Here is a 23,700-nt window from a genome sequence, read left to right on the forward strand (position 1 = left end):
GGAGATAGCGATGACGACGACCGTTCAGGATCAGGACCAACAACAACACGCCGGCAACGCCGCGATCGAGCGATCGGCGGCCTACTACCGGCTGAAGGCCGATGTCGAGGATTTCTACTACCACGAGGCCGATTTGCTCGACGACCGTCGCTTCCGCGACTGGCTCGAGCTACTCACCGACGACATCAGCTATTTCATGCCGATCCGCCGCAACGTGAAGTTCGGCCAGCAAGCTGCGCGCGAGAATACCAAACGCGGCGAAGGCATCAGCTGGTTCGACGAGGACAAATGGACATTGACCAAACGGGTCGAGCAGATCCTGACCGGGGTGCACTATGCCGAGGAGCCGCTGTCGCGCATCACGCACATGGTCAGCAATGTGCAGATCAAGGGCGCGCGGCCGGATATCGAGGCGGCGCGCGAGCTCGACGTCACCAGCCGCTTCCTCGTCTACCAGAACCGCGTCGAGTACGAGACCTACATCTTCGTCGGCCGCCGCAACGACGCGCTGCGCTTGACCGACACTGGCTGGAAGATCGCGCGGCGCGAGATATTGCTTGAACAGAGTATCCTGCTGGCCAAGAATCTCACGACGTTCTTTTGAGCGCGTCCAAGGATTGCAAGGGTAGCGATGATTGACGTGATGGCGATCAAGGTGGGGACGCGGCTGAAACTGGAGGCCGGCGTCGTCGCCGAAGTGGTGGAGAACATGGACGATGGCCAGTGGCTGCAGGTGCGCTATCTGGAGTGCCCTGCCCGGCCCGCCGACGTTGGCACGGTGGAGCTGTGCCACGCCCAGGACGTCATCAAGGTGCTCAGCGAGTAGTCCCAGTCAACGGACCGACGATCATGCTGCGATTTGAATACATGCCGAGCGATTTTCATCCGCTGTTCCTGTTCCTCGGCGAATCTGCCGATCTCGCCGCCCTGGCAATGCTGCTGCGGCGCTTTGCCGAGGACCCGCAGACCATTGCCGTCGCGGAGCGGATTCCCGGCGCCGTCTCGCGCGACGCGCTGGTGCTGGCGCCTGCCGACGACGAATTCGGCATGCGCGATCTCGGCGGCCGCTTTGCCTGGAAACTGACCGATTGGCAGGCGGAGCGGATCGCCGAGCGCATCGAGCTGTTAACCCCTCAGGATAACAAGTCCGGCTCGGAGATCGTCGAGATCGGCAGCGTCGGCGAGATCCCGGTCAAGCTGTCGCGCGGCGAATTCACCGACGACTTCCTGATCACGCGCAGATAGCGGAGTTCGCGTGAGTACACACCGCAGGCCAAAGGTCCTGATTGCCGGCGCCGGGATCGGCGGCCTTGTCGCCGGATTGTCGCTGCTGCAGCGTGGCATCGAGGTCGAGATCTTCGAGCAGGCGTCCGAGCTGCGCGAGCTCGGCGCCGGTGTCCAGCTCAGCGCCAACGGCACACGCGTCCTGATCGCGCTCGGGCTTGAGCAAGAGATGCAGGCGATCGCCTGCGAGCCCTCGGGCAAGGAGATCAGGCTGTTCAGCACCGGGAGGACCTGGAAACTATTCGACCTCGGCGCCTCCTCGCGCGCGATCTATGGCGCGCCCTACTGGATGGTGCATCGCGGCGACTTTCACCGCGTGCTGGTCGACGCATTCACGGCTCGGGCGCCGGGGCGCCTGCATCTCGGCAGCCGCTGCACCGGATTTGACCAGGACGACGACGGCATCTGGCTGCACCTTGCCAATGGCGAGCGTCGGCGCGGCGACGTCGTGGTCGGCGCCGACGGCGTGCACTCCGAAATTCGCCGGCAGATCGGCGGCGACACCAAACCGTTCTTCTCGGGCGTGGCCGCCTGGCGCGGCCTAGTGCCGATGGAACGGCTACCGGCGAGCCTGCAACGGGACGTCGGCACCAACTGGATCGGCCCGGGCGGCCACGTCATCACCTATCCGGTTCGCCGCGGCGAGCTGTTGAACTTCGTCGGCATCTTCGAGGGTGAGAGCTGGTCGGTCGAATCGTGGACCGAACGCGGCACGCGCGAGGCCTGCAGCGGAGCCTTTGCCGGATGGAATCCGCAGATCCACACCATTATCGCGAGCCTCGATATTCCCTACAAATGGGCGCTGCTCGGCCGCGACCCGCTCGATCGCTTCGTCGTCAGGCGCGCCTGCCTGCTCGGCGACGCCGCGCATCCAACACTGCCATTCCTGGCCCAGGGCGCCAACATGGCGATCGAGGACGGCATGGTGCTGGCGCGCTGTCTTGAAGGCTTCCCGCCCGACGAAGCACTGCAGCGCTACCAGACCGCACGGCTGACGCGGACGAACGCGATCGTGATGAAGTCGGCCGAGAATGCCAGGCGCTTCCATAATCCCGCGCTTGCCGACGCCGAAGGCGCCGACGCATATGTCTCGCGCGAATGGCAGCCGGACCGGGTGCGCGAGCGCTATGATTGGCTGTTCACCTACAATGCCTTGCGTGTGCCACTTTGACGGGACGAGTTTCGCGGGCCCGCCTCACTGAACGGGATGGCGTCCGCGGCGCACCGGACGTTCCGGCGGTGGTGGCGGAGGAGCGAAAAAGGGATTGACGATGCACATCGCAGAGAGACCCGATGCCGTCGCCTGACACTGCGGGATCGAGGTGTAGCTGCAATCGATGTGGTCTCCGGCCATCGGCCCGTTATAGAGATGCAAACAGACCGGATAGTTCGGATCATAGGCCTGTCCGGCGGCAGGTCGGGCCAGCGCGACCGCGAACGCAGCGATCGCGAAAAGTTTCAGGCGCATCGGATTCTCCTTATTGCTCGGACCGTTTCCTCACAACTGCCGGAGTTAGTCAACCGCACTGGGGACACGACGGCCATACAGTCTTGAGCGACGGCAGGCGGCAAGCCTGAGCGCGCTAGTTGGCGGACTGGCGTTGTCGCTGCCCCCGTTGCTTTGGCGGCTTTTTCGGACCTTTGTAGAACGGATTGACCGAACACGTCGCGGAGCGCCCCGAGGCCGTCGCCTGACACTGCGGAAGCGACGTGTAGCTGCAATCGATATACTCGGGCGTCAGCCTGCCGCCATAGACTTCCAGGCACACTGGATAGTTCGGATCGTACATCTGTGCGGCGGCGGGCCCGGCGATGCAAACGCCGACGGCGGCGATGATGATGAGTTTCAAACGCATCGAATTCTCCTCAAGCCTCGTCCGGAACGCAGGGCCCGGCTATCGTTGCTCGTCGGCCGGCTTGCCGTCGCCCTCACCGAGGCAGCGGATCATGAAGGCCGTCGTGTCCCGCGGCAGCACTTGCGCGGCGCGCGCCTTGAGACGGCATTCGAGCTGCGCGATCTGGCGCGCCCGCTGCCGTTCGGACGGCAGCGTCGATTGCCGCAACCGCCGCAACGTCATCGGCGAGCCGTCCGACTCGAAGCTCAGCTCGTATTTCTTGCCGTTCTGGTCGGTGGCGGCGCAGGTGATGGTGGACACCTGCCGCGTGATGAAGCTTCCGACCTGACGGCATGAGCCCGTCGACATCTCGACCAGCGGCACCGGCAGACCATCCACCCGCGGGCGGTCGCTCGACTTCAGCAACATGCGGTCGACCGCGAGCTCGAACAGATTGTCCTGGGTGCGCTCGGTGCTCTCGCCGGAGAACGAGATGATGTGGCTCTTGTCGGCGGGATCGTCGAGCACCACGGTGAATTCGGAACGGCCGCGCAGGGTGTGGAAATAGGCGACCGCCTTGCAGGTGTAGCTGCGGCCGGCGACGGTGACGTTGCGGCAAGTGCCGGACATCAACGCGTACAGATCGACGTCGTAGACCGGACCGGCGGCAACGGCGAGCGCCGGCCAGCAGAGGACGGCAGCCGCAATCAATTGAGCGAAACGGGAGATCATGCTGAAACGGTCGAAAACACGGTCGCTGGAGGGATCCATGGCGCAAGGTCGCTGATTTCCATGGACTGTGCAACGACGAAGCAGGCCTAAATGTGGACACCACGCGAACGGCTGGGGAACGCAGCACAATCCGTGCTGAAAGGCCGCGGCGTCAGATTTGCGGGCCGGACAGCGTCACCTCGCGCTCGGCGCGGAACACGTTGCTATAGAGGTTCGCGATCCACTGGCGGCCGCTTGCCGTCATGTTCAGGCAGTTGATGGCGCCCTGAATGTGCGGCGCAACCATGTTCCAGTAGAATTGCGGATAGCGGTCGACGATATCGGCCGGCGACTCATAGCCGAGCTGGCGGTTGATGCCGACCTCCTCGAACTCGTGATAGAGCGCGTTGGCCTTCCTGATATAGTTGGGATCGCCGAGCTGACCGATGAAATCGGCCGCCCGGACGATCGACGCCTCATCGTCATATTGCTGGCCTTCGGGCGCCGGAAACCGCGTGCCCTCGATGTTGCGCGCGACGCGCTCGCGATCGAGTGGAAGGACGGCCTCGAGCCTGTCGAGCACATACAGCTTCGAGCGGTCGACATGATACGGCATCAGGCCGGCATCCGACGAGCCACGCGGCAGCACCACCTTGTTGCCGGAGGCATCGATGACGTAGCCATCGGGTCCATCGCCTTTCAAAAGACCGCGCACATAGCCGATGTCGTGAGTCAGGCAGGCGATGATGGTGTGGGTGTAATCTTCGGCGGTGACGTGGGTGTGCAGCGCGCGGCCGCGGATGATGTCATGCCCGGCGAGCGTGACCAGCATGGTGTGCTCGACATTGTGGTAGAGCGCGTCGCTGTTGCCGATGCATTCCAGCGCGATGCGCGCGGCGGCCGGCAGGAGTTCGCCGAAGCGCGCCTGCGAAGCGCCGAAGGTGCGGCTGACATGCGTGGCGAGAAACTTCTCCAAAGCACCTGCCGCCAACTCAGGTAACGTCATCATCGATGCAGCCCCCGACCGCGCAACGTTCCTCGCTCGCCCCGATCTCACGCCGTAGTTGGGCAGCGACTATAGCGTATCTACGGGCGTGCGGCTACGCGCTGACGGCCGTGACGATTCGCTCCGGCCGTACTTTCCCGGTCTTGTCGGCTGCGACGCCAGAGCTGCCGATAGTGGCATGAACCCTGCATGATTCGGGTCAGACCGGGTTAACCCCACTGATAAAGGCCGTCATGCTCGTTACGCTCGTCGCCATCCTCTGCAATGCTCAACTCTGCATGGAAAAGGTCGTCACCACCAGTGACCAATCCGGCATCACCATGGGCGCCTGCGCAGTGAATGCGCAGATCGGCATCGCCGATTGGCTCGCCAAGGGGCCGTATCACGAATGGCACCTGCAGAGCTATAAATGCATCATGGGCAAGTACGTACCCAAGAACGAAGTGTGATGTGTGCTCACAGCCTCGGACGGGGCTGACCCGCTTCGACCGGAACAGCCTGCGAAACCACCGCGCAGGCGCCCGCGCCTCGAGTCAAAGTCCAATTTATGGGCTATCACTGTCGTTAACGACGGTGAGACATGAGGTCGCCCTGGAATGCCCGCAACGCCGCTGATTGCCTATGCGCATGTCGGCAAGAGTTTTGACAGTGGTCGCGTGGTGGCGGTCGACGACGTCTCGCTTGACGTGGCCGAGGGTGAATTCCTGGCGATCGTCGGCGGCTCGGGCTCCGGCAAGACGACGCTGCTGAGGCTCGCCAATCGCCTGATCGAAGCCGACCACGGCCGGATCGCGGTCGAGGGTGAGGATGTCAGCCGCATCGACCCGATCCTGCTGCGGCGCCGCATCGGCTATGTCTTCCAGAGCGGTGGGCTGTTTCCGCATCTGTCCGTCGCCGACAACATCGGCATCACGCCACATCTGCTCGGCTGGACGCAGGCGGAGATCTCGGCGCGGGTCGATGAACTGCTCGACCTTGTGCGGCTCGACAACTCACAATATCGCGAGCGTTTGCCGCACGAACTCTCCGGCGGCCAGCGTCAACGCATAGGCGTCGCGCGTGCGCTGGCTGCGAAGCCGCGCATCGTGCTGATGGACGAGCCGTTCGGCGCGCTTGATCCCCTCACCCGCGACGCGCTCGGCGACGATTATCGAACGCTGCACCGCGAGCTCGGCCTGACCACGGTCATGATCACCCACGACATGACCGAGGCGTTGCTGCTGGCCGATCGTGTCGCGGTGATGCGCGGCGGCAGGCTGCTGGCCCAGGGCACGCCGGCGGAGCTCTCGGCCAGCACCGACGGCTATGTCGGCGAACTGATGCGCACGCCGCGGCGGCAGGCGGAACGCCTGGGCGCTTTGCTGCCGCGGGGCGACACGGCATGACTCTATCGGCCGATCCGCGCTGGAGCGAGGCGCTTTCCCATCTGCCCGACTATCTCGGCAATCATGTGCGGGTCAGCGTCGCCGCGCTGGCGCTCGGGCTCCTGATCAGCCTGCCGCTTGCGATCATCGCTCGTAACCGGCCGGTGCTGCGCACGACGTTGCTCGGGCTTGCCAGCATCGTGCAGACCGTGCCCGGTCTCGCGCTGCTCGCATTGTTCTATCCGCTGCTGCTGGCGCTCGCCGCGTTGACCGCAGCGTGGCTCGGCTTCAGCTTCTCCGCCTTCGGCTTCCTGCCCGCCGTGCTGGCGCTCGCGCTCTATTCGATGCTGCCGGTGTTGCGCAACACCATCACCGGCCTGTCCGGGGTCGATCCGGCGGTGCTGGAAGCCGCCCAGGGCGTCGGCATGACGCCGCGGCAATCGCTCACCATGGTCGAGCTGCCGCTGGCGCTGCCGGTGATGATGGCCGGAATCCGCACCGCGGCGGTATGGGTAATCGGCACCGCCACCTTGTCGACGCCGATCGGCCAGACCAGCCTCGGCAACTACATCTTCGCGGGATTGCAGACCCAGAACTGGGTGTTCGTGCTGTTCGGCTGTTTCGCTGCGGCCGTGCTCGCGCTTGTGGTTGACCAATTGCTGGCGCTGATCGAGAACGGCCTGCGGAATCGCAGCCGCATCCGGACGGCACTCGGCGGGCTCGGTATTGCCGCCTTGATCGCGGCGACGGTGGTGCCCGCGATCGCGCGCCCGCATGCGGGCATCGTGGTCGGCGCCAAGACTTTTACCGAGCAATATGTGCTGTCGGCGTTGATCGCGCAGCGGCTACAGGCGGCGGGCCTTCCGGCCACGACCCGCGCCGGCCTCGGCTCCAACGTGATCTTCGACGCGCTCGCGGCCGGCGATATCGATGTCTATGTCGACTATTCCGGAACGCTGTGGGCCAACCAGTTCCACCACACCGACATCAAGCCCCGCGCCGAGCTGTTGGGCGAATTGCAGACAACGCTGGCGAAGCAAGACATCACGCTGTTCGGCGAGCTCGGCTTCGAGAATGCCTATACGCTGGTGATGCCGAGGAAGCGCGCCGAAGAGCTCGGCATCCATTCGATCGCCGACCTCGCGTCACGCGCGGCGACGATGTCGATCGCCGGAGACTATGAATTCTTCTCGCGGCCGGAATGGACCGGCATCCAGAAGGCTTATGGGCTGACGTTCCGCGCCCAGCGTCAGATGCAGCCGGATTTCATGTATGCGGCTGTTGCCTCCGGCGAGGTCGACGTGATCGCGGGCTACACCAGCGACGGATTGATCGCGAAATACGATCTTGTCACGCTCGAGGACAACAGGCACGCCATCCCGCCCTATGACGCCATCGTCCTGCTGTCGCCAAAGCGGCGCGACGACGAGGCGCTCAAGGCGGCGCTGCGGCCGCTGCTCGGCAAGATCGATATCGCCGGGATGCGCGAGGCGAATTTGCGCGCGTCGGGCAACGACGCATCATCGTCGCCCGACGCCGTGGCGCGCTGGCTGTGGGGGAAGGTCGGCGGAAAATAGCCTCTCGCCTTCATTGCGAGCGAAGCGCAGCAATCCACCTCTCCGCATGCGAGGAAAGATTGATTGCTTCGTCGCTACGCTCCTCGCAATGACGACGTCTCACAATCCCTTGATGATCCCCGCGTCGATCAACAGGCGATTGAAGCGGCGTGCTTCTGCGCCGTCCTTGCAGGAATAGAATGCGCCGTTGCAGCGAAGCATGATCGCCTTCTGCTCCTCGAACGACGGGTCGAGCGGAATGCCCGCGGCTTCCTGAATCACCAGCGGCAGATAGGCGGCGTCGATCGTGTCCATCACCGCCGGGCTCTTCACGGGTTCGAAGTTGACGGCGTCGATCGCATAGTAGGTCGCGTAATAGCGCGGATCGTAATCCATCAGCTTCTTGCCGATGCCGGCCTCGTCGAGATCGGGATCGAGCAGCTGCGGCGAGAATTCCGGCTGATGATCGCCGTAACGCACGATCAGGAAAGGCTGCGCCGGAAACTTCTTCTTCAGCGCCGCGACGAAGCCGGCATAGTCGCCAGCGCTCATCGCCTGCCGGCGCAGATATTCGTCGACCGCGGGCGTATTGCCCGGCCGCTTCCACGACGGCAGCAACTCGGGACGGAATTTGGTTTCCCAGGGGAAATGATTGGCGGCGAGATAGACGAAGGCGAACAGCGGCGTGCCTGACGTCTTCTGCTCGGCCATCAGCTTCAGCGCCTTGTCGTAGAAGAAGCTGTCGGGCTCGACATCCTTCGCATGCAGGTCATGCGCGTCGTAGAAGCGCTGGATGCCGGTCGTGGTCTGGAAGTTGCGCGCGCTCATGAAGGCGCCGAATGCGGGATAGAGCGAGAGCGTGTCGTAGCCGCAGCGGCGCAGCGCCAACGGCAGGCCGCGCTCCACGCGCCCCGATGCGATGCGGGTGACGAAATAGGAGAACCGGCCGAACGAGCGCGAGGACAATCCCGCAAGCACGTTGTACTCGGTGAACCAGCTCGGCCCGCCATTGCTCTCGGCAAGGAATTTGCGCACGACGCCGTCGTAGGACTTGAACTGGCTGCCATAGCCCGGCGGCACCTTGACGCCGGAGGCGGCGCGGATGTCGAAACTCGATTCATCATGGATCATGATGATGTTCGGCCGCCGCCCGGCGGGATGACAGGCATCGACCAGGGGCATCTTGAGCTGATCGCTCGCGGTCGGATCCGACTCCATAAAGCCGTAGGCGACGAAATCGGACACGGCCGTGACGCCGGAGCGCGCGAACTTCGAGAGGTAGCCGTCGTCGTAATAGCCGCGCCAGGCTTCATCCGGCCAGGCGAAGGCATAACCCGAGAGCGCCGCGGTGCAGGCGAGGCAGGCCGCCGCAGCCGGCAGCCGGCGAATGCGGAACGGATCGAGCCACCACAGCGCGTACATCAGGGGCAGCGTGACGAGGCCGGCGCCGATGATCGACCAGCGCAGGCTCGGGAAGATCGTCAGCAGGAACGCCGCGGTGTCGCGGTCGATCACCATCAGGTCGACGAAGTTCGCGGTCATCTGCACCACGTCGTGCTTGAAGCGCGACAGCAGCACCAAGACCACGACCAGTGTCAGCGACAGCGCGCCCGACAGCGCCGGCCGGCGCAGCAGCGCGATGAACAGGAAGTTCAGGATTCCCCAGGTGAGCAGGAAGCAAAGCCGCGAGCCGAAATCGGTCTCGGTGCGCAGCATCAGAATCAGCGCGCCGAAATGCGGTGCCGCGACCGCCATCAACCGCCAGATGCCAAGCGCGGCAAGACCGCCGGCCAGTGCGGCAACGGAGGAGTTCTGCTGAGGCGCGGGCGCCATGGGCGGGACGCAATACAACCCGGCGCAATGCCACCGCCTTGACTGGCAACGGCCAGGAGGCATGCGGCACAGCCGGTGTCTGGGCCGCGTCACAAAACCGTAATTGAATCGTCATGAACGCGCAATGAATTTGCCTGCCCAAGCCTGGCCGCGGCAGGCAGTGCGCGTGCCTTAAACTTTGGCGGCCGGCGCGGCGTGGCTCGCGATACCCGCGATGAAGAGATCGACGATGTCGGCAGCCATCTGCTCGACCTCCGCATCGCCGACACCCCAGCGCGGCAAATGACCGTCGATGTGCATCCGCGCGAAGCCATAGACCAGCGCGCGGCCGGCGATCTGGACCTGCCTGAGGTCGCGCGTCCCGAGTTGGCCAGCTGAAAATGCCTCCGCCAGCGTGCGCTCGGTCATGCCGATCAACTCGGCATTGTCGCCGGAGACGGCGGCCGAGCGGTCGTGGTCGAAGAAGCGGCGGCTGGAGATGATCTCGAAATGGGTCGGGTTCTTCATCGCCCAGCGCAGATAGGCGATCCCGAGATGGTGGAAGCGGCCGAGCGGATCGCCTGGCGGCGCCTCGGCCAACGCCGCCTCGATCTCGGCGCGAAAGCGGCGTTGCGCCTCCTCCGCCACCGCATTCATCAGCGCGTCCCGGCTCGGGAAATGCCGGAACGGCGCGCCCGGCGAGACCCCGGCGCGGCGCGCGGCCTCGCGGACGCTGACCGCCTCCGGGCCGCCCTCGCCGACCAGTTGCATGGCGGCATCGATCAGGACCCGGCGGAGATCGCCGTGGTGATACGGCCTGGCCGCCTGCGCCCGCGTCGCGACCGGACGCGGCTTGGCGGGCCGGCGGCCGGTGGGCGGGCTTTTGGCGGAGCGGCGCATGGCGATCCTCTAGCATCACCCGCTTGTGAATGTAAGCGATGATTACACGGATTGACCGCGCGCGGACACGAAATGTAACTGGTGATTACATAAACGGGAGGCGGGATATGGCGACGCATCGCAACTGGTTCGAGGGCTGGCGGCTGTTTGGCCTGCTCACGCTCACCCTGATCGGGCTTTCGATCTGGATCGCCGCCATGCGGCAGTTCGAGGTCGAGGGCGTGCGGATGGTGATCCGCTTCACGGCGCGGACCTCGCTCTTGTTCTTCTGCCTCGCCTTCTCGGCGGCGGCGCTGGCGCGGCTGTGGCCGAACGCCTGGACGCACTGGCAGCGCCGCAACCGCCGTTATTTGGGCTTCACCTTCGCGGCCTCGCACGCCATCCATGCGGTCGCGATCGCCGCCTTCGCGATGCTCGATCCGCCCGGCTTTGCGGCCGCGACCTCGATCGTCTCCTACGTCTTCGGCGGTATCGGCTATCTCGCCATCATCGCGCTGACCGCGACTTCGTTCGATCGCACGGCTGCACTGCTCGGCCCGCGCGCCTGGCGCAGGCTGCATCTGATCGGCGGCTATTATCTGCTGCTGCAGTTCATGGTCTCGTTCGGCAAGCGGATTCCCGAGATGCCGCTCTACGCGCTATTCCTCGTGCCGCTCGCTGCGGTGTTCGCGCTCAGGATGATCAGCATGGCCGGCCGGCCCGCGCCACGTCAGGCGCAGGCGAGCTAAGATCGGGCCACCTTACACCAGGTGAAACTTGCGGCCGAGCTGGCGATGAACCGATAGCACCGCGCGGTCGACGTCGCTGATCAGGCTGTCGCCGAGCACGACGTTCGGAATCTCCCAGTTGCGTCCGATCTGCGCATCGGGCAGCCCGGCGATCGCCGGCACGCGCGCGGTCTCACAGCCGGGCTGGGCGCGCAACGCCTCATCCGCAAGCCGGGTCAATTCGTCCTGGCTCTTTCCATCAGTCATGACCTCGGTCCTGACTCCGGAAGATGGCTCACTGATGGCCAAGATTCTCCAGTTCCTTAGCGCGGGCTTCGGTCATGCTGCGCATGCATTCACCGGCATCGAGCCGGGCGATAGTGCCCTCGCCGAGGTCGTAATACAGGCAGTTGGCGTCACGATACTGGATCCATAGCCGCTGCGCGGTGCGCAGCTGTTCGCGCTGCTTGTCGTCGGCGGCATCCTTCAACGCCTTCTGGTAGGCGACGTTCATCCGCTTGTCCCACTGCGCGGTCTTGGCCTTGAGGCATTCGACCATCTGGTAGGTGCCGCCGTCTCAGGATGGCTCGCCAACGCTCTGATCGCCGGCGCGGGCAACCGGCGGGGTGAAAGCGATGGAGACGGCCGTCAGAACGGCCATGAGCCTGCACGCGCCTGTGGTCACAGCCGATGTCATGCCACTTTCCCTGTTCGATCGATCCTGTCGTCGCAGCATACATGAGTGCCGCCGCGATGCATCCCGTCCACCGCCGGTCGCGTCGCAGCTGGCCTTCCCGGTCCGCGCAGGATATTTCATATGCATGGAGGGACCATGCGGCGCGCCGTGACGCCTGTGATCGTCTTGGCGGTGTTCGGCCTGCTCGTCGGTGGGCTGTTTCGCTATGCGTTCGATGAGTCCGACGAGGCCTCCGTCTCGAATTATGTGCGCAGCGCCCTCGACGGCGCAGCCCTCACGGTGATCGTCTGGGCGACGCATCTCTATCTGGCCGCACGTGGTGGCTGGCTGCGACGGCAATCACTCATCGTCGAGCTGATCGGCCGCTCTGTGATCCTCGCCGTCACCGTTGCGGCCGCCGCGATCGTGCTGGAAATCGTGCTTTACGGGCATGGGCTCGAAGCCAAGTGGATGCGCGAAACCTTCCTGAAGATCATTGGCGTCGGCCTGCTGCTGTCGATCCCGATCACGACGATCTACGAGCTGGTCCGGATGATCGGCGGGCACACGCTGCTCAGCATCGTGCTCGGACGCTATCGGCAGCCGGTGCGCGAGGAGCGCGTGCTGCTGTTCCTCGACCTGGTCGGCTCGACGACGCTAGCGGAATCGATGGGCGAGCTGCGCGTGCAGGAATTGCTGACGCGCTTCTTCTTCGACATCGACGAGCCGATCGTGTCGCACGGCGGCGAAGTCCACGCCTATGTCGGCGACGAAGTGATCGTGACCTGGCCGGCCAATGCCGACGGGCGATCGCGGCGGTATCTCGATTGCGTGTTCGCGATCGAGGATCGCCTCGCCAAGCGGGCCGATCAATATCGCAAGGAGTTCGGCGTGGTGCCCGCGTTTCGAGCCGGGATGCATGCCGGTCCGGTCGTCATCGCGGAATGCGGGGACTCGCGGCGGCAGATCGCCTATTTCGGCGACACCGTGAACGTCACGGCGCGGCTGCAGGCGCATTGCAAGGAGGCCGGCCGTCCGCTGCTGGTATCGGGCGACTTGCTGCGCCTGCTGCCGCCGGACCGGGATTTGGTCGTCGAGCCGCTCGGCTCGACGCAATTGCGCGGACGTGCCGCCTCGATCGACATCTTTTCCGTCGCGCGGCGCGTATCGTCCTAAACGATCTCTTAAAATGCACCGGCATCAGCTTCCGCCGAGCCGAAAGCGCGCATTGAATCGAGTCCGGTCGCAGCCTGTTAAGGATGCGACGCACACCGTATTTGCACCGGGTTCCACCTTAACGCAGGTGTAAGACCGCGCCCCGCATGGTGTGCAGACAGGTGTCATTCAACAAAAACAAGGTTGCCCATCGATGGCGCAACAGGCGTCACAATCGATTATTGCCGAACTCGAGGATGCGGTCCGGGACGGGACATCGGCCAAGCGTGTGCAGACGCTGCGGCAGGTCACCGATCTGTTCCTGAACGACGGCGACCGCCTCAACGATGAACAGGTCAAGGTGTTCGACGACGTGCTCTGCCTCTTGGTCGCGCGCGTCGAGACCCGTGCGCGGGCCGAGCTCAGCAAGCGGCTCGCCCCGCTCGACTATGCGCCGTTCGAGGTGATCCAGCACCTCGCCTGGGACGACGACATCAGCGTCGCCGGCGACGTGCTGACCCACTCCAGCCGCCTTTCGAACGACGCCCTGCGCGAGATCGCGAGCAGCAAGGGCCAGGACCACCTGTTCGCGATCTCCGCGCGGGAAAACCTGCCGCCTTCCGTCACCGACGTGATCATCGACCGCGGCGAGGACAAGGTGATCCGGCGTCTCGCCAAGAACGCCGGCGCGCAGTTCTCCGACAACGGCTATTCCAGCATCGTCGCCCGCGCCGAAGGCGACGACGAGCTGGTCGAGATCCTCGGGCTGCGCATCGACATTCCGGCCAAGCTGCTGCGCGACCTGCTGCAGCGCGCCAAGGATACGGTGCGCGCCCGCCTGCTCTCGATCGCCTCGCCCCGGGCGCGCGAGGAGATCAGCCAGGTGCTGAACGACATCGCCCAGGAAGAGGCCGCGGCGCCGCGCCGCAACTACGGCATCGCCGAAGAGCTGGTCAAGCTGATGAAGCAGCTGAACGAACTCGACGATGCGGCCGTCTACAAATTCGCCGAAGAGGGCAAGCTCGACGAGGTCACGGTCGCGCTCGCCGTGCTCAACGACATGCCGATCGCGATGATCGAACGGCTGATGCTCGGCCTCCGCTCCGACCTGATCCTGATCCCGTGCCGCTCGGCACGGCTCAACTGGCCGACGGTCGAAAGCATCCTGCGCAAGCGGCCGCTGCCGCTGCCGCTCGACAATGCGACGCTCGAGATCGCGCAGCGCGATTACCGCCGGCTCTCGCTGGAAACCGCGCAGCGCACGGTGCGGTTCTGGCAGCTGCACAACAGGATCGAGAAGCAGCCGATGGCGGCCGGCTAGCGGCCGCTGCGCCTCTGCGACAAAGACAAAGGGTGGGCAACGCGCCCACCCTTTTTCATCACAGCGTCATTCCGGGGCGCCTCGAAGAGGCGGACCCGGAATCTCGAGATTCCGGGCTCGGTCCTGCGGACCGCCCCGGAATGACAGGCCTCGCCTGTCAGTTCTTGCTCTTGTCGACGAGCGCGCCCTTCTTGATCCAGGGCATCATGTCGCGCAGCTTGGCACCGACTTCCTCGATCGGGTGTGCGGCGAGCTTGGCACGGGTCGCCTTGAACGAGGTCTGGTTGACCTTGTTCTCCAGCATCCAGTCGCGGGCGAACTTGCCGCCCTGGATGTCGGCCAGCACGCGCTTCATTTCGGCCTTGGTCTCGGCCGTGACGATGCGCGGACCGGTGACGTACTCGCCGTATTCGGCGGTGTTGGAGATCGAGTAGTTCATGTTGGCGATGCCGCCTTCATAGATCAGGTCGACGATCAGCTTCACTTCATGCAGGCACTCGAAATAGGCCATCTCGGGTGCGTAGCCGGCCTCGACCAGGGTTTCGTAGCCGCCCTTGATCAACTCGACCAGGCCGCCGCAGAGCACCACCTGCTCGCCGAACAGGTCGGTCTCGCACTCTTCCTTGAAGGTGGTCTCGATGATGCCGGCGCGGCCGCCGCCGATCGCCGAGGCATAGCTGAGCCCGAGGTCATGGGCGTTGCCCGACGAATCCTTGGCGATCGCGATCAGGCAGGGCACGCCGCCGCCGCGCTGGTATTCCGAGCGCACGGTGTGGCCGGGGCCCTTCGGCGCGATCATCAGCACGTCGAGGTCGGCGCGCGGATCGAGCAGGTTGAAGTGCACGTTGAGGCCGTGGGCGAACACGAGCGCCGCGCCCTTCTTCATGTTGTCGTGCAGGTGCTCGCGATAGATGTCGCCCTGCAGCTCGTCCGGGGTCAGCATCATGACGAGGTCGGCCCACTTGGCGGCTTCGGCGACTTCCATCACCTTGAAGCCGGCGTTCTCGGCCTTCTTGGCCGAGGCCGAACCCTTGCGCAGCGCAATCGCCACTTCCTTGACGCCTGAATCCTTCAGGTTCAGCGCGTGGGCGTGGCCCTGGCTGCCGTAGCCGACGATGGCGACCTTCTTGCCCTTGATCAGGTTCAGGTCGGCATCGCGATCGTAGTAAACTCGCATCGTGGTTTCCTCGTTTGAAGGGGGCCAAAATCGGCCGATGAATCAGGCATTCGGAAGGTCAGAACCGCCGGGCGCCCGCGAATTTCCGGCGTTGTCTAGAGCATTTTCCCCCTCAGGGGAAACCCTCATCTCGCATGGCGCGGTGCGGCATCATGCGTCCATGAAGACCGGGTAGAGCGAGGCCAGCAGCAGGATGGCCATCACCACATTGAAGGCGCGGATCGCCCGGGGCGAGGTCAGGATCGGCCGCAGGGCGGTCCCGAACAGCGCCCAGACGACGCAGGACACCGTGCCCAGGATCAGGCTCAGGCCGACCTGGATCGCGATGTTCCAAGGAAAGGCGGCAATTGCCGCATAGGCCGTGATGGTGCCGATCACCATCACCCAGCCCTTGGCATTGATCCACTGGAACATGGCGGCGCCCCAGAACGTCATCGGGCCGCGGCCGCCCCTGTCGTCCTTGTCCGCCGAGGGCGGCTCGGCCATGGCGATGACGGCGGCGAGATAGATCAGGTAGGCGACGCCGCCATATTTCAGGATCGTCTGCAGCACCGGATAGGCGATGAAGACGGTCCCCAGCCCGACGCCGACCGCGCCGACCATGAAGGCGAAGCCGACCGTGATGCCGGCGATGTGGGGCACTGTACGGCGGAAGCCGTAGGTCAGCCCCGACGACAGCAGCATGATGTTGTTGGGGCCCGGCGTGAAGAACATCACGACAGCGAACACGACAAAGGCGAACAGCAGCGAATTCGACATGGTGCCCTCACGCGACTTTCGGCAGAGCTTTTGGCCGCTTCGACAGCAGCATCACGGCGATGCCGGCGATCACGGTGACCATGCCGGCCAGCCGCAGCGGCCCGAATGTCTCGCCGAACACGATGCTCGACGCGGCGGAGCCGACGAACGGCACCAGCAGCGCGAACGGCACCACCTGCGCCGCCGGATAATCCCGCAGCAGCCGGCCCCACAGCCAGTAGGCGATGCTGGTCGAGATGCCGCCGAGGCAGAGCATGCAGACGAGCCCGGTCAGCGACATGTGGGTCAGCGCATGCCAGGTCGGCTGCGGGCCGTTCGTGATCAAGGTCAGCACCGCGAGCGGCACCGCGGCTGACAGGCACAGCCAGGCGAACAGATCGAACATCGGCGCGCCGTTCGCCTGCCGCAGGAGAAGATTGCCGATCGCGAAGCTGATCGGGCAGATCATGATGATCGCAAACGCGGCGACGCTGAAGTCGTAGCCGACCGTCCCGCAGATCATCAGCAGGCCGAGCGCGGCGATCGCGATGCCGATTGCCTGGCTCCGTGTCGGGATTTCCCCGAAGGCCAGGGCGGCGAAGGCGATGGTGAAAAGCGCCTGGCTCTGCACGATCACGCTGGAAAGCCCGACGGGAACGCCATGCGCGATCGCAAAGGCCTGTGCGAGGAACTGGCCGAGGAACAGCGTTGAGCTGATCGCGATCAGAAGCGGCCAGGAAACGCCGGGCTTGCGCAGGAACAGGCACGGCAGCGCGGCGATGGCGAAGCGCAGCGTCGTCATCAGCTCCGGCGAGAACTCATCGAGCGCGATCCGGCTTGCGACGAACGCAAGCCCCCAGATCACCGCGACCATGACGGCGATGCCAACATCGGCCGGCTTCATTGTTGTTCTTCTTGTGCTTCCGTTTCGGTCGGGATCTAGATCTGTTCGTCGGGCTTCGGTTTACGCAGCAGATAGGTGCCGTGCAGCGGCGCGTGGTAATCAACGGAGACCAGCGTGAAACCGGTCTCGGTCAGCATGCGCTCCATCACCCAGCCGAAGGTCGAGTATTCGTCGCGCATATGGGTGATCACGCTTTCGCGCTCGAAGCCGTGATTCTTGATCGAGAAGTCGGCCCATCCTTCGACATCGCGATCGACACCGTCGGGCATGCCGACGAACACCATGTCGCGCAGGTAGAAGTTCGCGCCGGGCTTCAACGCGTTGAAGATTCGCGACAGCGCCACCGCCTTCCAGAAGTCCGGCAGATGGTGCAGCGTGAACTCGCTGACGATGAGGTCGTAGGAATTCGGTTGGTAGGCGAACGACAGCAGGCCGGCCGGCTGGGTCCGGATCTTCGCCTTGCGGTCGCGCGCATAGATTTCGGCAAGCCCGATCATCGCCGGCGAGATGTCGATGGCGTCGACCTCGGCGCCCATCAACGCCGCCTCGGTGGCCAGCACGCCGTTGCCGCAGCCGATATCGGCGATCCGCCAGCCCGGCTTGACGCCGAGCATGGTCAGCGCCTGGCGGGCACGGACATCGCTGTCCTCGCTGACGTCATAGATCGAGGCCACCGCGGTATCGAGACCGACCTGCCGCCGTTGCGTATAGTACCAGTCGCGCGCCAACATGACTCACATCCCTTCCGGTCCGCGCGTGATCGCGGCCACCCCGGTTCGTGACACTTCGACCAGGCCCAGCGGACGCATCAGGTCGATGAACTGACTGATCTTGGACGAATTGCCCGTGATCTCGAACACGAAGCTCTCGGTCGTGGCGTCGATCACCCGGGCGCGGAACGCGTCCGCCAGCCGCAGCGCCTCGACGCGGTGATCGCCACCGCCCCGCACCTTGACCATCGCAAGCTCGCGCTCGATCGAGCTGCCGGTCAGCGTCATGTCGACGACGCGGTAGACCGGGATCATGCGGTCGAGCTGATGCTTGATCTGCTGGATCACCATCGGCGTGCCGGTGGTGACGATCGTGATCCGCGAGAGATGTTTCTGGCTCTCCGTCTCCGAGACGGTGAGACTCTCGATGTTGTAGCCGCGGCCGGAGAACAGGCCGATCACGCGCGCGAGCACGCCGGGCTCGTTCTGCACGAGCACGGACAAAGTATGCGTCTCGTTGGGATCGTGACGCTCTTCGAGGAAATAGGCGGATGCGGGCTGGTTCATGGTCGTCCCCTTACATTCTGTTCACGCCACCGCCCGCTCGGCGGCCGGCGCAGCATCCGTTCCGATCCAGGTCCGGAACAGATCGAAATCGATATTGCCGCCGCTCAGGATCAGGCCGACCCGCTTGCCGGCGAGCCTGCTCTTTTCCTGCAGCGCGGCCGCGAGCGCCGCAGCGCCCGCGCCCTCGGCGAGATTGTGGGTGTCGGTCCAGTAGGCGCGGATCGCCTGCCCGACCTCGTCGTCGCTGACCTGCACGATGCGGGAGGCACCCTTGCGGATCAGCGCGAACGCATCCGCGTCCGGAATCCGCGTCGCCATGCCGTCGGCAAGGGTGTTGCTGGACTCGGTGGTGACGATCTTTCCGGCCGCAAACGACAGCGCATAGGACGGCGCCTCGGTCGACTGCACGCCGACGATCTCGGTCTTCAGCCCAAGCAGGTCGCGCGCCATGATGCAGCCGCAGATGCCGGAGCCCTGCCCGATCGGCACATAGAGAATGTCGAGATCGGGCGCGGTACGGAACAGTTCGAGCGCGTAGGTCGCGACACCCAGCACGAGGTCCGGGTGGAACGACGGCACCATGTGCAGGCCGGCGAATTGGGCGCGGCGCTCGGCCTCTTCCCGCGCGGCCTGGAAGTCGTCGCCGTGCTCGACAAGCTCGGCCCCGAACGCGTGCATGGCGCGGTTCTTCTCGACCGAGTTGCCGCGCGGCACGTAGATCGTCGCCGACACGCCCTGACGTCCTGCCGCGAACGCCAGGCTCTGGCCATGATTGCCGCGCGTCGCCGAGATGATGCCGGGAACGTCGGGCCGCTCGCGCTTCAGCCGTTCGAGATAGACCAGGCCGCCGCGCACCTTGAAGGCGCCGGTCGGCGTGTGGTTCTCATGCTTGACCACGACCTCGGTGCCGAGCCGCTCGGCCAGCAGCGGCCAGGCGTGCGCCGGCGTCGCCGGCACTGCGGTGCCGACGATCCGGTGTGCACGCTCGAGCTCGTTGAGGTCAAACATGGGAGCCGCCCTCCATCCGAGCGCGCGATAAGTTCCCTCGCCCCGCTCTTTGCGGGGAGAGGGTTGGGGTGAGGGGCTGTTTCCAGAGTAATGGTGAGAGACGGACTCGCGGAGACTCCCCCTCACCCGGATTGCGCTTGCGCGCAATCTGACCTCTCCCCGCAAGCGGGGCGAGGTGAAAAGAGAGTGCTCCACGTCGATCCATCATCACACCAGCGCCTTGCCACCGGAGAAGGCCTTCGCGGTGGCCTCATCGGTCGCCTCTTCCGGCAGCAGCATCTCGTTATGCGCCTTGCCGGACGGGATCATCGGGAAGCAATTCTCCAGCGCGGCGACGCGGCAATCGAACAGCACCGGGCGCTTGATCGAGATCATCTCCTTGATCGCGCCGTCGAGATCGGACGGCTTGGTCGCCTGCAGCCCGACGCAGCCATAGGCGTCGGCGAGCTTGACGAAGTCCGGCAGCGCCTCGGAGTAGGAATGCGACAGGCGGTTGCCGTGCAGCAGCTGCTGCCATTGCCGCACCATGCCCATGTACTGGTTGTTCAGGATGAATATCTTGATCGGCAGCTCGAACTGGACCGCCGTCGACATCTCCTGGATCGTCATCTGCACCGAGGCGTCGCCGGCGATGTCGATCACCAGGCTGTCCGGATGCGCCACCTGCACGCCGACCGCGGCCGGCAGGCCGTAGCCCATGGTGCCGAGACCGCCCGAGGTCATCCAGCGGTGCGGCTCCTCGAAGCCGAAGAACTGCGCGGCCCACATCTGGTGCTGACCGACCTCGGTCGTGATGTAGGTGTCCTTGCCGCGGGTCAGCTCGAACAGGCGCTGGATCGCGTATTGCGGCAGGATGATATCGTTGTTCTTGCGGTAGGACAGCGAGTTGCGCGCGCGCCATTGCGCGATCTGCTGCCACCACGACTTGATGTCCGGCTTCTTGGCTTCTGCCTTGAACACCTGCAGCAAATCGCCGAGCACGTTGCCGGCGTCGCCGATGATCGGCACGTCGACGCGGATGTTCTTGTTGATCGAGGACGGATCGATGTCGATGTGGATCTTCTTCGAACCCGGCGAGAAGGCGTCGGTACGGCCGGTGATGCGGTCGTCGAAGCGCGCGCCGACGCACAGCATGACGTCGCAATCATGCATCGTCATGTTGGCTTCGTAGGTGCCGTGCATGCCCAGCATGCCGAGCCAGTTCGGGCCCGAAGCGGGATAGGCGCCCAGCCCCATCAGGGTCGAGGTGATCGGGAAGCCGGTCGCCTCCACCAGCTGGCGCAGCAGTTTCGAGGCCTCGGGGCCCGAATTGATCACGCCGCCGCCGGAATAGATCACGGGACGTTTGGCATTGGCGAGCAGCGCCACCGCCTTGCGGATCTGGGTCGCGTCGCCCTTGACGCGCGGCGTGTAGGAGATGTGCACGTCCGACTTGCGCGGCGGATGATAGGTGCCGGTCGCGAACTGCACGTCCTTCGGCACGTCGACCACGACCGGGCCGGGCCGGCCGGTAGTGGCGACATAGAAGGCCTCGTGCAGCACCCTGGCGAGGTCGTTGACGTCGCGGACCAGCCAATTGTGCTTGGTGGCGGGCCGCGTGATGCCGACCGTGTCGCACTCCTGGAAGGCGTCGTTGCCGATCAGGTGGGTCGGCACCTGGCCGGTGATGCAGACCAGCGGGATCGAATCCATCAGCGCGTCGGTCAGCGGCGTCACCATGTTGGTGGCGCCGGGGCCCGACGTCACCAGCACCACGCCGGGCTTGCCGGTCGAGCGGGCATAGCCTTCGGCGGCATGGCCGGCGCCCTGCTCGTGACGGACCAGGATGTGCTCGACCTCGCTCTGCTGGAAGATCTCGTCGTAGATCGGAAGCACCGCACCGCCGGGATAGCCGAAGACATGCTGCACGCCGTGATCGATGAGCGCGCGCACGATCATCGCGGCGCCGGTCATCTGATTGGGATCGTGGCTCTTGTCGGTCATGGTTCGCTCCGGATGCGCTTGTTTTTGCGCGGCTTTTGTCAGTTCTCGTCAGTTCGGCTTCGGGCAATAAAAAGGGGCCCCAGAGGCCCCATGCACACCGCCCGAATTTGGATGGCCGCTAGCCATCCCCGGCGGTGTGCCTGGGTACGACGGCGATAAGCAGTTTGGTAATAATGTTGCGCACGAGACGACCCAGTCTTCCCAAAGGTTGCGCGAACATAGCGGCCAAAGCCTGAATGTCAAGGCAAGGCAAGCACTTTCGCGATTTCCGTACTCTACCGGGGTTCCGCTCGTTCGGCGAGTGTTTTTGCGCGGGCGAACACGCATGGCTGACGGGCGTGCGGGACCCCCGGCCCGGGCTACGGGACCCGACTCTCCAGCCATTCCCCGCCAGCTTCCGGCACCACCCAGGCGAATTCCGGGAGCTGATGGCGAAACCAGGTGAACTGGCGCTTCGCATAATGGCGGGTGTCGGCCTGGCCGATCTCGGCCGCCTCCTCGCGGCTGATCTCTCCCCTCAGGTGCCGGATCAGCGCCCGCACCCCATGGGCCTTCATCGCCGGCAGCAGCGGATCTAGCCCACGCGCCGCCAGCGCCGCGACCTCGTCGAGCGCGCCGGTATCGAGCATGACACCGAACCGGGCGTCGATCCGTGCATAGAGCCTCTCGCGCTCCGGCGCGAGAAACAGCGCATGAAAATCGCCCGGCGGCAGCAGTGGCGGCAGGCCCTCGCGATGCCAGTCCGGCAGCGGGCGGCCGGTGGCCTCGACCACCTCGAGCGCGCGCGCGATGCGGGTGCGGTCGCGCGGCTTCAGCCGCTCGGCCGACACCGGATCGCGCGCTGCAAGCTCGGCATGCAGCGCCTCGACGCCGTGCTGCTCGAGCCGTGCGCGCACGCCGTCGCGCACATCAGCCGGGATCGGCGGCACCGCCGACAAGCCGCGCGTCAGCGCCTTGAAATAGAGGCCCGAGCCGCCGATGAAGATCGGCAGCCGTCCCTGCTCACGCGCCTCGCCGAGCACCTTCGCCGCATCGGCCACCCAGGCGCCAGCGGAGAAATTCACGCCGGCGTCGACATGGCCATAGAGCCGGTGCGGAACCAGCGCCTCTTCGCCTGCAGTCGGCCGCGCGGTGATGATCCGGAGGTCACGATAGACCTGCATGGAGTCGGTGTTGATCACGACCCCGCCGGTCCGCTGCGCGAGTTCGAGCGCCAGCGCCGACTTGCCGCTGGCGGTCGGCCCTGCGATAAGCACTGCCTTGTTCAACAATCCCGAATGCGCCTGCATGTCCCTCGTTGCCACGCTGATCTGCAATCCTGCAAGCCCCGCGCTCGACTCCACCATCGTCGACGGTGCGCGGGCCGTGCTGCCCTCACCCGGCCCGGCGCAGTGGCTGTTCAACGAAGTCGCCGCCGACATTCCGTTCGAGAGCGAGGACAGCAGCAGGGACGGTATCAAGGCGATCGAGGAACGCGTTCGCCAGGCCCGCGGCGACCTGCCGATCGACATCGTCGTGCAGCCTCGGATCGCCCGGCGCAAGAAGCTTTTTCTGGCCGACATGGATTCCACCATGATCGGCCAGGAGTGCATCGACGAGCTCGCCGACTTCGCCGGGCTCAAGGCCCATGTCGCTGCGATCACCGAGCGTGCCATGCGCGGCGAGATCGAGTTCGAGTCCGCGCTGCGCGAGCGGGTGGTGCTGCTCAAGGGACTGCCGGTCAGCGTGGTCGACGAGGTGCTCGACAAGCGCATCACGCTGACGCCGGGCGGCCGCGAACTGGTCATGACCATGCGCGCGCACGGCGCCTATACCTGCCTGATCTCGGGCGGCTTCACCTTGTTCACCAAGGTGGTCGCGGCGAAGGTCGGCTTTCAGGAAAACCGCGCCAACCAGTTGCAGGTCGTGGACGGCAAGCTGACCGGTGAGGTGGTCGAGCCGATCCTCGGCCGCGCCACCAAGCTCGCCACCTTGATCGAGCTCACCGAGTCCTTCGATCTCGACGAGATCGACACCCTTGTGGTGGGCGACGGCGCCAACGATCTCGGCATGATCCAGGCTGCGGGCCTCGGCGTAGCCTATCACGCCAAGCCGGCGGTCGCGGCCGCGGCCGCGGTCCGGATCGACCACGGCGATCTCACCGCGCTGCTGTACGCGCAGGGCTACCGGCGGGATGAGTTCGTGGCGGGGTAGCAAACCGTCATTCCGGGGCGATGCGAAGCATCGAACCCGGAATCTCGAGATTCCGGGTTCGGTCCTGCGGACCGCCCCGGAATGACGTATGTG

General features: G+C 65.2%; 27 protein-coding genes. 11 read left to right on the forward strand and 16 right to left on the reverse strand.

What is annotated here, in order from left to right:
• Positions 1 to 10 precede the first annotated feature (10 nt).
• From ACVMIH_RS16375 to ACVMIH_RS16390, 4 genes are read left to right on the forward strand one after another with little or no spacing between them, the layout of a single operon-like run.
• The gene (locus tag ACVMIH_RS16375) at positions 11 to 604 is read left to right on the forward strand and encodes a 3-phenylpropionate/cinnamic acid dioxygenase subunit beta (RefSeq protein WP_141341381.1); all 594 of its coding nucleotides are present in this window, start codon (positions 11 to 13) and stop codon (positions 602 to 604) included.
• A 27-nt stretch (positions 605 to 631) separates the two neighbouring features.
• Complete coding sequence (locus tag ACVMIH_RS16380) at positions 632 to 826, forward strand: SH3 domain-containing protein (RefSeq protein WP_028342366.1); 195 nt, start codon at positions 632 to 634, stop codon at positions 824 to 826.
• Between the two features lie 23 nt (positions 827 to 849).
• Positions 850 to 1,245, forward strand: coding sequence for a hypothetical protein (locus tag ACVMIH_RS16385; protein ID WP_076824287.1), 396 nt, complete (start codon positions 850 to 852; stop codon positions 1,243 to 1,245).
• Between the two features lie 10 nt (positions 1,246 to 1,255).
• Positions 1,256 to 2,455, forward strand: coding sequence for an FAD-dependent monooxygenase (locus tag ACVMIH_RS16390; RefSeq protein WP_141341378.1), 1,200 nt, complete (start codon positions 1,256 to 1,258; stop codon positions 2,453 to 2,455).
• A 24-nt stretch (positions 2,456 to 2,479) separates the two neighbouring features.
• Here ACVMIH_RS16390 and ACVMIH_RS16395 read toward each other — a convergent pair whose 3' ends face one another.
• The 4 genes from ACVMIH_RS16395 to ACVMIH_RS16410 all read right to left on the reverse strand — a co-directional run bounded on the left by ACVMIH_RS16395 (position 2,480) and on the right by ACVMIH_RS16410 (position 4,839).
• Positions 2,480 to 2,752: a DUF3551 domain-containing protein gene (locus ACVMIH_RS16395; protein ID WP_016844297.1), complete on the reverse strand. Its 273-nt coding sequence runs from the start codon at positions 2,750 to 2,752 to the stop codon at positions 2,480 to 2,482.
• Between the two features lie 115 nt (positions 2,753 to 2,867).
• A complete protein-coding gene (locus tag ACVMIH_RS16400; protein ID WP_076824284.1) occupies positions 2,868 to 3,140 on the reverse strand; it encodes a DUF3551 domain-containing protein in 273 nt (90 codons plus the stop codon).
• Between the two features lie 39 nt (positions 3,141 to 3,179).
• A complete protein-coding gene (locus tag ACVMIH_RS16405; RefSeq protein ID WP_229190056.1) occupies positions 3,180 to 3,851 on the reverse strand; it encodes a hypothetical protein in 672 nt (223 codons plus the stop codon).
• 151 nt (positions 3,852 to 4,002) lie between these two features.
• On the reverse strand, positions 4,003 to 4,839 hold the full coding sequence (locus ACVMIH_RS16410) for a hypothetical protein (RefSeq protein ID WP_026193124.1): 837 nt from the start codon (positions 4,837 to 4,839) through the stop codon (positions 4,003 to 4,005).
• A gap of 230 nt (positions 4,840 to 5,069) precedes the next feature.
• Between ACVMIH_RS16410 and ACVMIH_RS16415 the strand changes: the two genes are divergently transcribed.
• The 3 genes from ACVMIH_RS16415 (at position 5,070) to ACVMIH_RS16425 (ending at position 7,777) form a co-directional block, all read left to right on the forward strand.
• Positions 5,070 to 5,285 (forward strand): hypothetical protein, encoded by a 216-nt coding sequence (locus ACVMIH_RS16415; RefSeq protein WP_016844293.1) that lies wholly within the window; start codon positions 5,070 to 5,072, stop codon positions 5,283 to 5,285.
• Positions 5,286 to 5,432: 147 nt separating this feature from the next.
• Positions 5,433 to 6,221 carry an ATP-binding cassette domain-containing protein gene (locus ACVMIH_RS16420; protein WP_076824282.1) on the forward strand — a complete coding sequence of 263 codons (789 nt, stop codon included), beginning with the start codon at positions 5,433 to 5,435 and terminating at the stop codon, positions 6,219 to 6,221.
• The gene (locus ACVMIH_RS16425; RefSeq protein ID WP_076824280.1) at positions 6,218 to 7,777 is read left to right on the forward strand and encodes a glycine betaine ABC transporter substrate-binding protein; all 1,560 of its coding nucleotides are present in this window, start codon (positions 6,218 to 6,220) and stop codon (positions 7,775 to 7,777) included. The genes ACVMIH_RS16420 and ACVMIH_RS16425 overlap by 4 nt, the downstream gene beginning before the upstream one ends.
• A 99-nt stretch (positions 7,778 to 7,876) precedes the next feature.
• On the opposite strand, the gene ACVMIH_RS16430 is transcribed toward ACVMIH_RS16425, so the two are convergent.
• Together ACVMIH_RS16430 and ACVMIH_RS16435 are read right to left on the reverse strand one after the other, a co-directional pair.
• A complete protein-coding gene (locus tag ACVMIH_RS16430; protein ID WP_456862508.1) occupies positions 7,877 to 9,589 on the reverse strand; it encodes a sulfatase-like hydrolase/transferase in 1,713 nt (570 codons plus the stop codon).
• A 171-nt stretch (positions 9,590 to 9,760) separates the two neighbouring features.
• On the reverse strand, positions 9,761 to 10,468 hold the full coding sequence (locus ACVMIH_RS16435) for a TetR/AcrR family transcriptional regulator (RefSeq protein WP_076824278.1): 708 nt from the start codon (positions 10,466 to 10,468) through the stop codon (positions 9,761 to 9,763).
• 107 nt (positions 10,469 to 10,575) lie between these two features.
• On the opposite strand from ACVMIH_RS16435, the gene ACVMIH_RS16440 reads away from it, so the two are divergent.
• Positions 10,576 to 11,196, forward strand: coding sequence for a hypothetical protein (locus tag ACVMIH_RS16440; RefSeq protein WP_076824276.1), 621 nt, complete (start codon positions 10,576 to 10,578; stop codon positions 11,194 to 11,196).
• A gap of 12 nt (positions 11,197 to 11,208) precedes the next feature.
• On the opposite strand, the gene ACVMIH_RS16445 is transcribed toward ACVMIH_RS16440, so the two are convergent.
• Positions 11,209 to 11,442 (reverse strand): hypothetical protein, encoded by a 234-nt coding sequence (locus ACVMIH_RS16445; RefSeq protein WP_076824274.1) that lies wholly within the window; start codon positions 11,440 to 11,442, stop codon positions 11,209 to 11,211.
• A 28-nt stretch (positions 11,443 to 11,470) separates the two neighbouring features.
• On the reverse strand, positions 11,471 to 11,734 hold the full coding sequence (locus ACVMIH_RS16450; RefSeq protein ID WP_076824272.1) for a lysozyme inhibitor LprI family protein: 264 nt from the start codon (positions 11,732 to 11,734) through the stop codon (positions 11,471 to 11,473).
• A gap of 273 nt (positions 11,735 to 12,007) precedes the next feature.
• Between ACVMIH_RS16450 and ACVMIH_RS16455 the strand changes: the two genes are divergently transcribed.
• Entirely contained in the window at positions 12,008 to 13,027 is a 1,020-nt protein-coding gene (locus ACVMIH_RS16455; RefSeq protein WP_076824270.1) for an adenylate/guanylate cyclase domain-containing protein, read from the forward strand.
• Positions 13,028 to 13,220: 193 nt separating this feature from the next.
• Positions 13,221 to 14,327, forward strand: coding sequence for a DUF2336 domain-containing protein (locus ACVMIH_RS16460; RefSeq protein WP_076824268.1), 1,107 nt, complete (start codon positions 13,221 to 13,223; stop codon positions 14,325 to 14,327).
• A gap of 157 nt (positions 14,328 to 14,484) precedes the next feature.
• On the opposite strand, the gene ilvC is transcribed toward ACVMIH_RS16460, so the two are convergent.
• The 8 genes from ilvC to miaA all read right to left on the reverse strand — a co-directional run bounded on the left by ilvC (position 14,485) and on the right by miaA (position 22,703).
• Positions 14,485 to 15,504, reverse strand: coding sequence for a ketol-acid reductoisomerase (ilvC, locus tag ACVMIH_RS16465; protein WP_018272993.1), 1,020 nt, complete (start codon positions 15,502 to 15,504; stop codon positions 14,485 to 14,487).
• A 150-nt stretch (positions 15,505 to 15,654) separates the two neighbouring features.
• Positions 15,655 to 16,263 (reverse strand): LysE family translocator, encoded by a 609-nt coding sequence (locus tag ACVMIH_RS16470; protein ID WP_057015047.1) that lies wholly within the window; start codon positions 16,261 to 16,263, stop codon positions 15,655 to 15,657.
• A 7-nt stretch (positions 16,264 to 16,270) separates the two neighbouring features.
• Positions 16,271 to 17,146 carry an EamA family transporter gene (locus ACVMIH_RS16475; protein ID WP_057015046.1) on the reverse strand — a complete coding sequence of 292 codons (876 nt, stop codon included), beginning with the start codon at positions 17,144 to 17,146 and terminating at the stop codon, positions 16,271 to 16,273.
• Positions 17,147 to 17,181: 35 nt separating this feature from the next.
• Complete coding sequence (locus ACVMIH_RS16480; protein WP_028332477.1) at positions 17,182 to 17,877, reverse strand: class I SAM-dependent methyltransferase; 696 nt, start codon at positions 17,875 to 17,877, stop codon at positions 17,182 to 17,184.
• 3 nt (positions 17,878 to 17,880) lie between these two features.
• Positions 17,881 to 18,423 (reverse strand): acetolactate synthase small subunit, encoded by a 543-nt coding sequence (gene ilvN, locus ACVMIH_RS16485; protein ID WP_016841057.1) that lies wholly within the window; start codon positions 18,421 to 18,423, stop codon positions 17,881 to 17,883.
• 21 nt (positions 18,424 to 18,444) lie between these two features.
• Positions 18,445 to 19,431, reverse strand: coding sequence for a threonine dehydratase (locus tag ACVMIH_RS16490; RefSeq protein WP_076824266.1), 987 nt, complete (start codon positions 19,429 to 19,431; stop codon positions 18,445 to 18,447).
• A 207-nt stretch (positions 19,432 to 19,638) separates the two neighbouring features.
• Positions 19,639 to 21,414: an acetolactate synthase 3 large subunit gene (locus ACVMIH_RS16495; RefSeq protein ID WP_016841059.1), complete on the reverse strand. Its 1,776-nt coding sequence runs from the start codon at positions 21,412 to 21,414 to the stop codon at positions 19,639 to 19,641.
• A gap of 359 nt (positions 21,415 to 21,773) precedes the next feature.
• Entirely contained in the window at positions 21,774 to 22,703 is a 930-nt protein-coding gene (gene miaA / locus ACVMIH_RS16500; RefSeq protein ID WP_456866498.1) for a tRNA (adenosine(37)-N6)-dimethylallyltransferase MiaA, read from the reverse strand.
• Between miaA and serB the strand changes: the two genes are divergently transcribed.
• On the forward strand, positions 22,702 to 23,607 hold the full coding sequence (gene serB, locus ACVMIH_RS16505; protein ID WP_456862510.1) for a phosphoserine phosphatase SerB: 906 nt from the start codon (positions 22,702 to 22,704) through the stop codon (positions 23,605 to 23,607). The genes miaA and serB overlap by 2 nt on opposite strands.
• The last annotated feature ends 93 nt before the right edge of the window (positions 23,608 to 23,700 follow it).

This window comes from Bradyrhizobium sp. USDA 4503 (genome assembly GCF_054055815.1).

What these genes read in the sequence shown, in the direction of transcription:
- ACVMIH_RS16375 (WP_141341381.1), top strand. Translation starts at nt 11, where the DNA reads ATGACGACGACCGTTCAGGATCAGGACCAACAACAACACGCCGGCAAC.
- ACVMIH_RS16380 (WP_028342366.1), top strand. Translation starts at nt 632, where the DNA reads ATGATTGACGTGATGGCGATCAAGGTGGGGACGCGGCTGAAACTGGAG.
- ACVMIH_RS16385 (WP_076824287.1), top strand. Translation starts at nt 850, where the DNA reads ATGCTGCGATTTGAATACATGCCGAGCGATTTTCATCCGCTGTTCCTG.
- ACVMIH_RS16395 (WP_016844297.1), bottom strand. Translation starts at nt 2,752, where the DNA reads ATGCGCCTGAAACTTTTCGCGATCGCTGCGTTCGCGGTCGCGCTGGCC.
- ACVMIH_RS16400 (WP_076824284.1), bottom strand. Translation starts at nt 3,140, where the DNA reads ATGCGTTTGAAACTCATCATCATCGCCGCCGTCGGCGTTTGCATCGCC.
- ACVMIH_RS16405 (WP_229190056.1), bottom strand. Translation starts at nt 3,851, where the DNA reads ATGATCTCCCGTTTCGCTCAATTGATTGCGGCTGCCGTCCTCTGCTGG.
- ACVMIH_RS16410 (WP_026193124.1), bottom strand. Translation starts at nt 4,839, where the DNA reads ATGATGACGTTACCTGAGTTGGCGGCAGGTGCTTTGGAGAAGTTTCTC.
- ACVMIH_RS16415 (WP_016844293.1), top strand. Translation starts at nt 5,070, where the DNA reads ATGCTCGTTACGCTCGTCGCCATCCTCTGCAATGCTCAACTCTGCATG.
- ACVMIH_RS16420 (WP_076824282.1), top strand. Translation starts at nt 5,433, where the DNA reads ATGCCCGCAACGCCGCTGATTGCCTATGCGCATGTCGGCAAGAGTTTT.
- ACVMIH_RS16425 (WP_076824280.1), top strand. Translation starts at nt 6,218, where the DNA reads ATGACTCTATCGGCCGATCCGCGCTGGAGCGAGGCGCTTTCCCATCTG.
- ACVMIH_RS16430 (WP_456862508.1), bottom strand. Translation starts at nt 9,589, where the DNA reads ATGGCGCCCGCGCCTCAGCAGAACTCCTCCGTTGCCGCACTGGCCGGC.
- ACVMIH_RS16435 (WP_076824278.1), bottom strand. Translation starts at nt 10,468, where the DNA reads ATGCGCCGCTCCGCCAAAAGCCCGCCCACCGGCCGCCGGCCCGCCAAG.
- ACVMIH_RS16440 (WP_076824276.1), top strand. Translation starts at nt 10,576, where the DNA reads ATGGCGACGCATCGCAACTGGTTCGAGGGCTGGCGGCTGTTTGGCCTG.
- ACVMIH_RS16445 (WP_076824274.1), bottom strand. Translation starts at nt 11,442, where the DNA reads ATGACTGATGGAAAGAGCCAGGACGAATTGACCCGGCTTGCGGATGAG.
- ACVMIH_RS16450 (WP_076824272.1), bottom strand. Translation starts at nt 11,734, where the DNA reads ATGGTCGAATGCCTCAAGGCCAAGACCGCGCAGTGGGACAAGCGGATG.
- ACVMIH_RS16455 (WP_076824270.1), top strand. Translation starts at nt 12,008, where the DNA reads ATGCGGCGCGCCGTGACGCCTGTGATCGTCTTGGCGGTGTTCGGCCTG.
- ACVMIH_RS16460 (WP_076824268.1), top strand. Translation starts at nt 13,221, where the DNA reads ATGGCGCAACAGGCGTCACAATCGATTATTGCCGAACTCGAGGATGCG.
- ilvC (WP_018272993.1), bottom strand. Translation starts at nt 15,504, where the DNA reads ATGCGAGTTTACTACGATCGCGATGCCGACCTGAACCTGATCAAGGGC.
- ACVMIH_RS16470 (WP_057015047.1), bottom strand. Translation starts at nt 16,263, where the DNA reads ATGTCGAATTCGCTGCTGTTCGCCTTTGTCGTGTTCGCTGTCGTGATG.
- ACVMIH_RS16475 (WP_057015046.1), bottom strand. Translation starts at nt 17,146, where the DNA reads ATGAAGCCGGCCGATGTTGGCATCGCCGTCATGGTCGCGGTGATCTGG.
- ACVMIH_RS16480 (WP_028332477.1), bottom strand. Translation starts at nt 17,877, where the DNA reads ATGTTGGCGCGCGACTGGTACTATACGCAACGGCGGCAGGTCGGTCTC.
- ilvN (WP_016841057.1), bottom strand. Translation starts at nt 18,423, where the DNA reads ATGAACCAGCCCGCATCCGCCTATTTCCTCGAAGAGCGTCACGATCCC.
- ACVMIH_RS16490 (WP_076824266.1), bottom strand. Translation starts at nt 19,431, where the DNA reads ATGTTTGACCTCAACGAGCTCGAGCGTGCACACCGGATCGTCGGCACC.
- ACVMIH_RS16495 (WP_016841059.1), bottom strand. Translation starts at nt 21,414, where the DNA reads ATGACCGACAAGAGCCACGATCCCAATCAGATGACCGGCGCCGCGATG.
- serB (WP_456862510.1), top strand. Translation starts at nt 22,702, where the DNA reads ATGTCCCTCGTTGCCACGCTGATCTGCAATCCTGCAAGCCCCGCGCTC.
- miaA (WP_456866498.1), bottom strand. Translation starts at nt 22,703, where the DNA reads ATGCAGGCGCATTCGGGATTGTTGAACAAGGCAGTGCTTATCGCAGGG.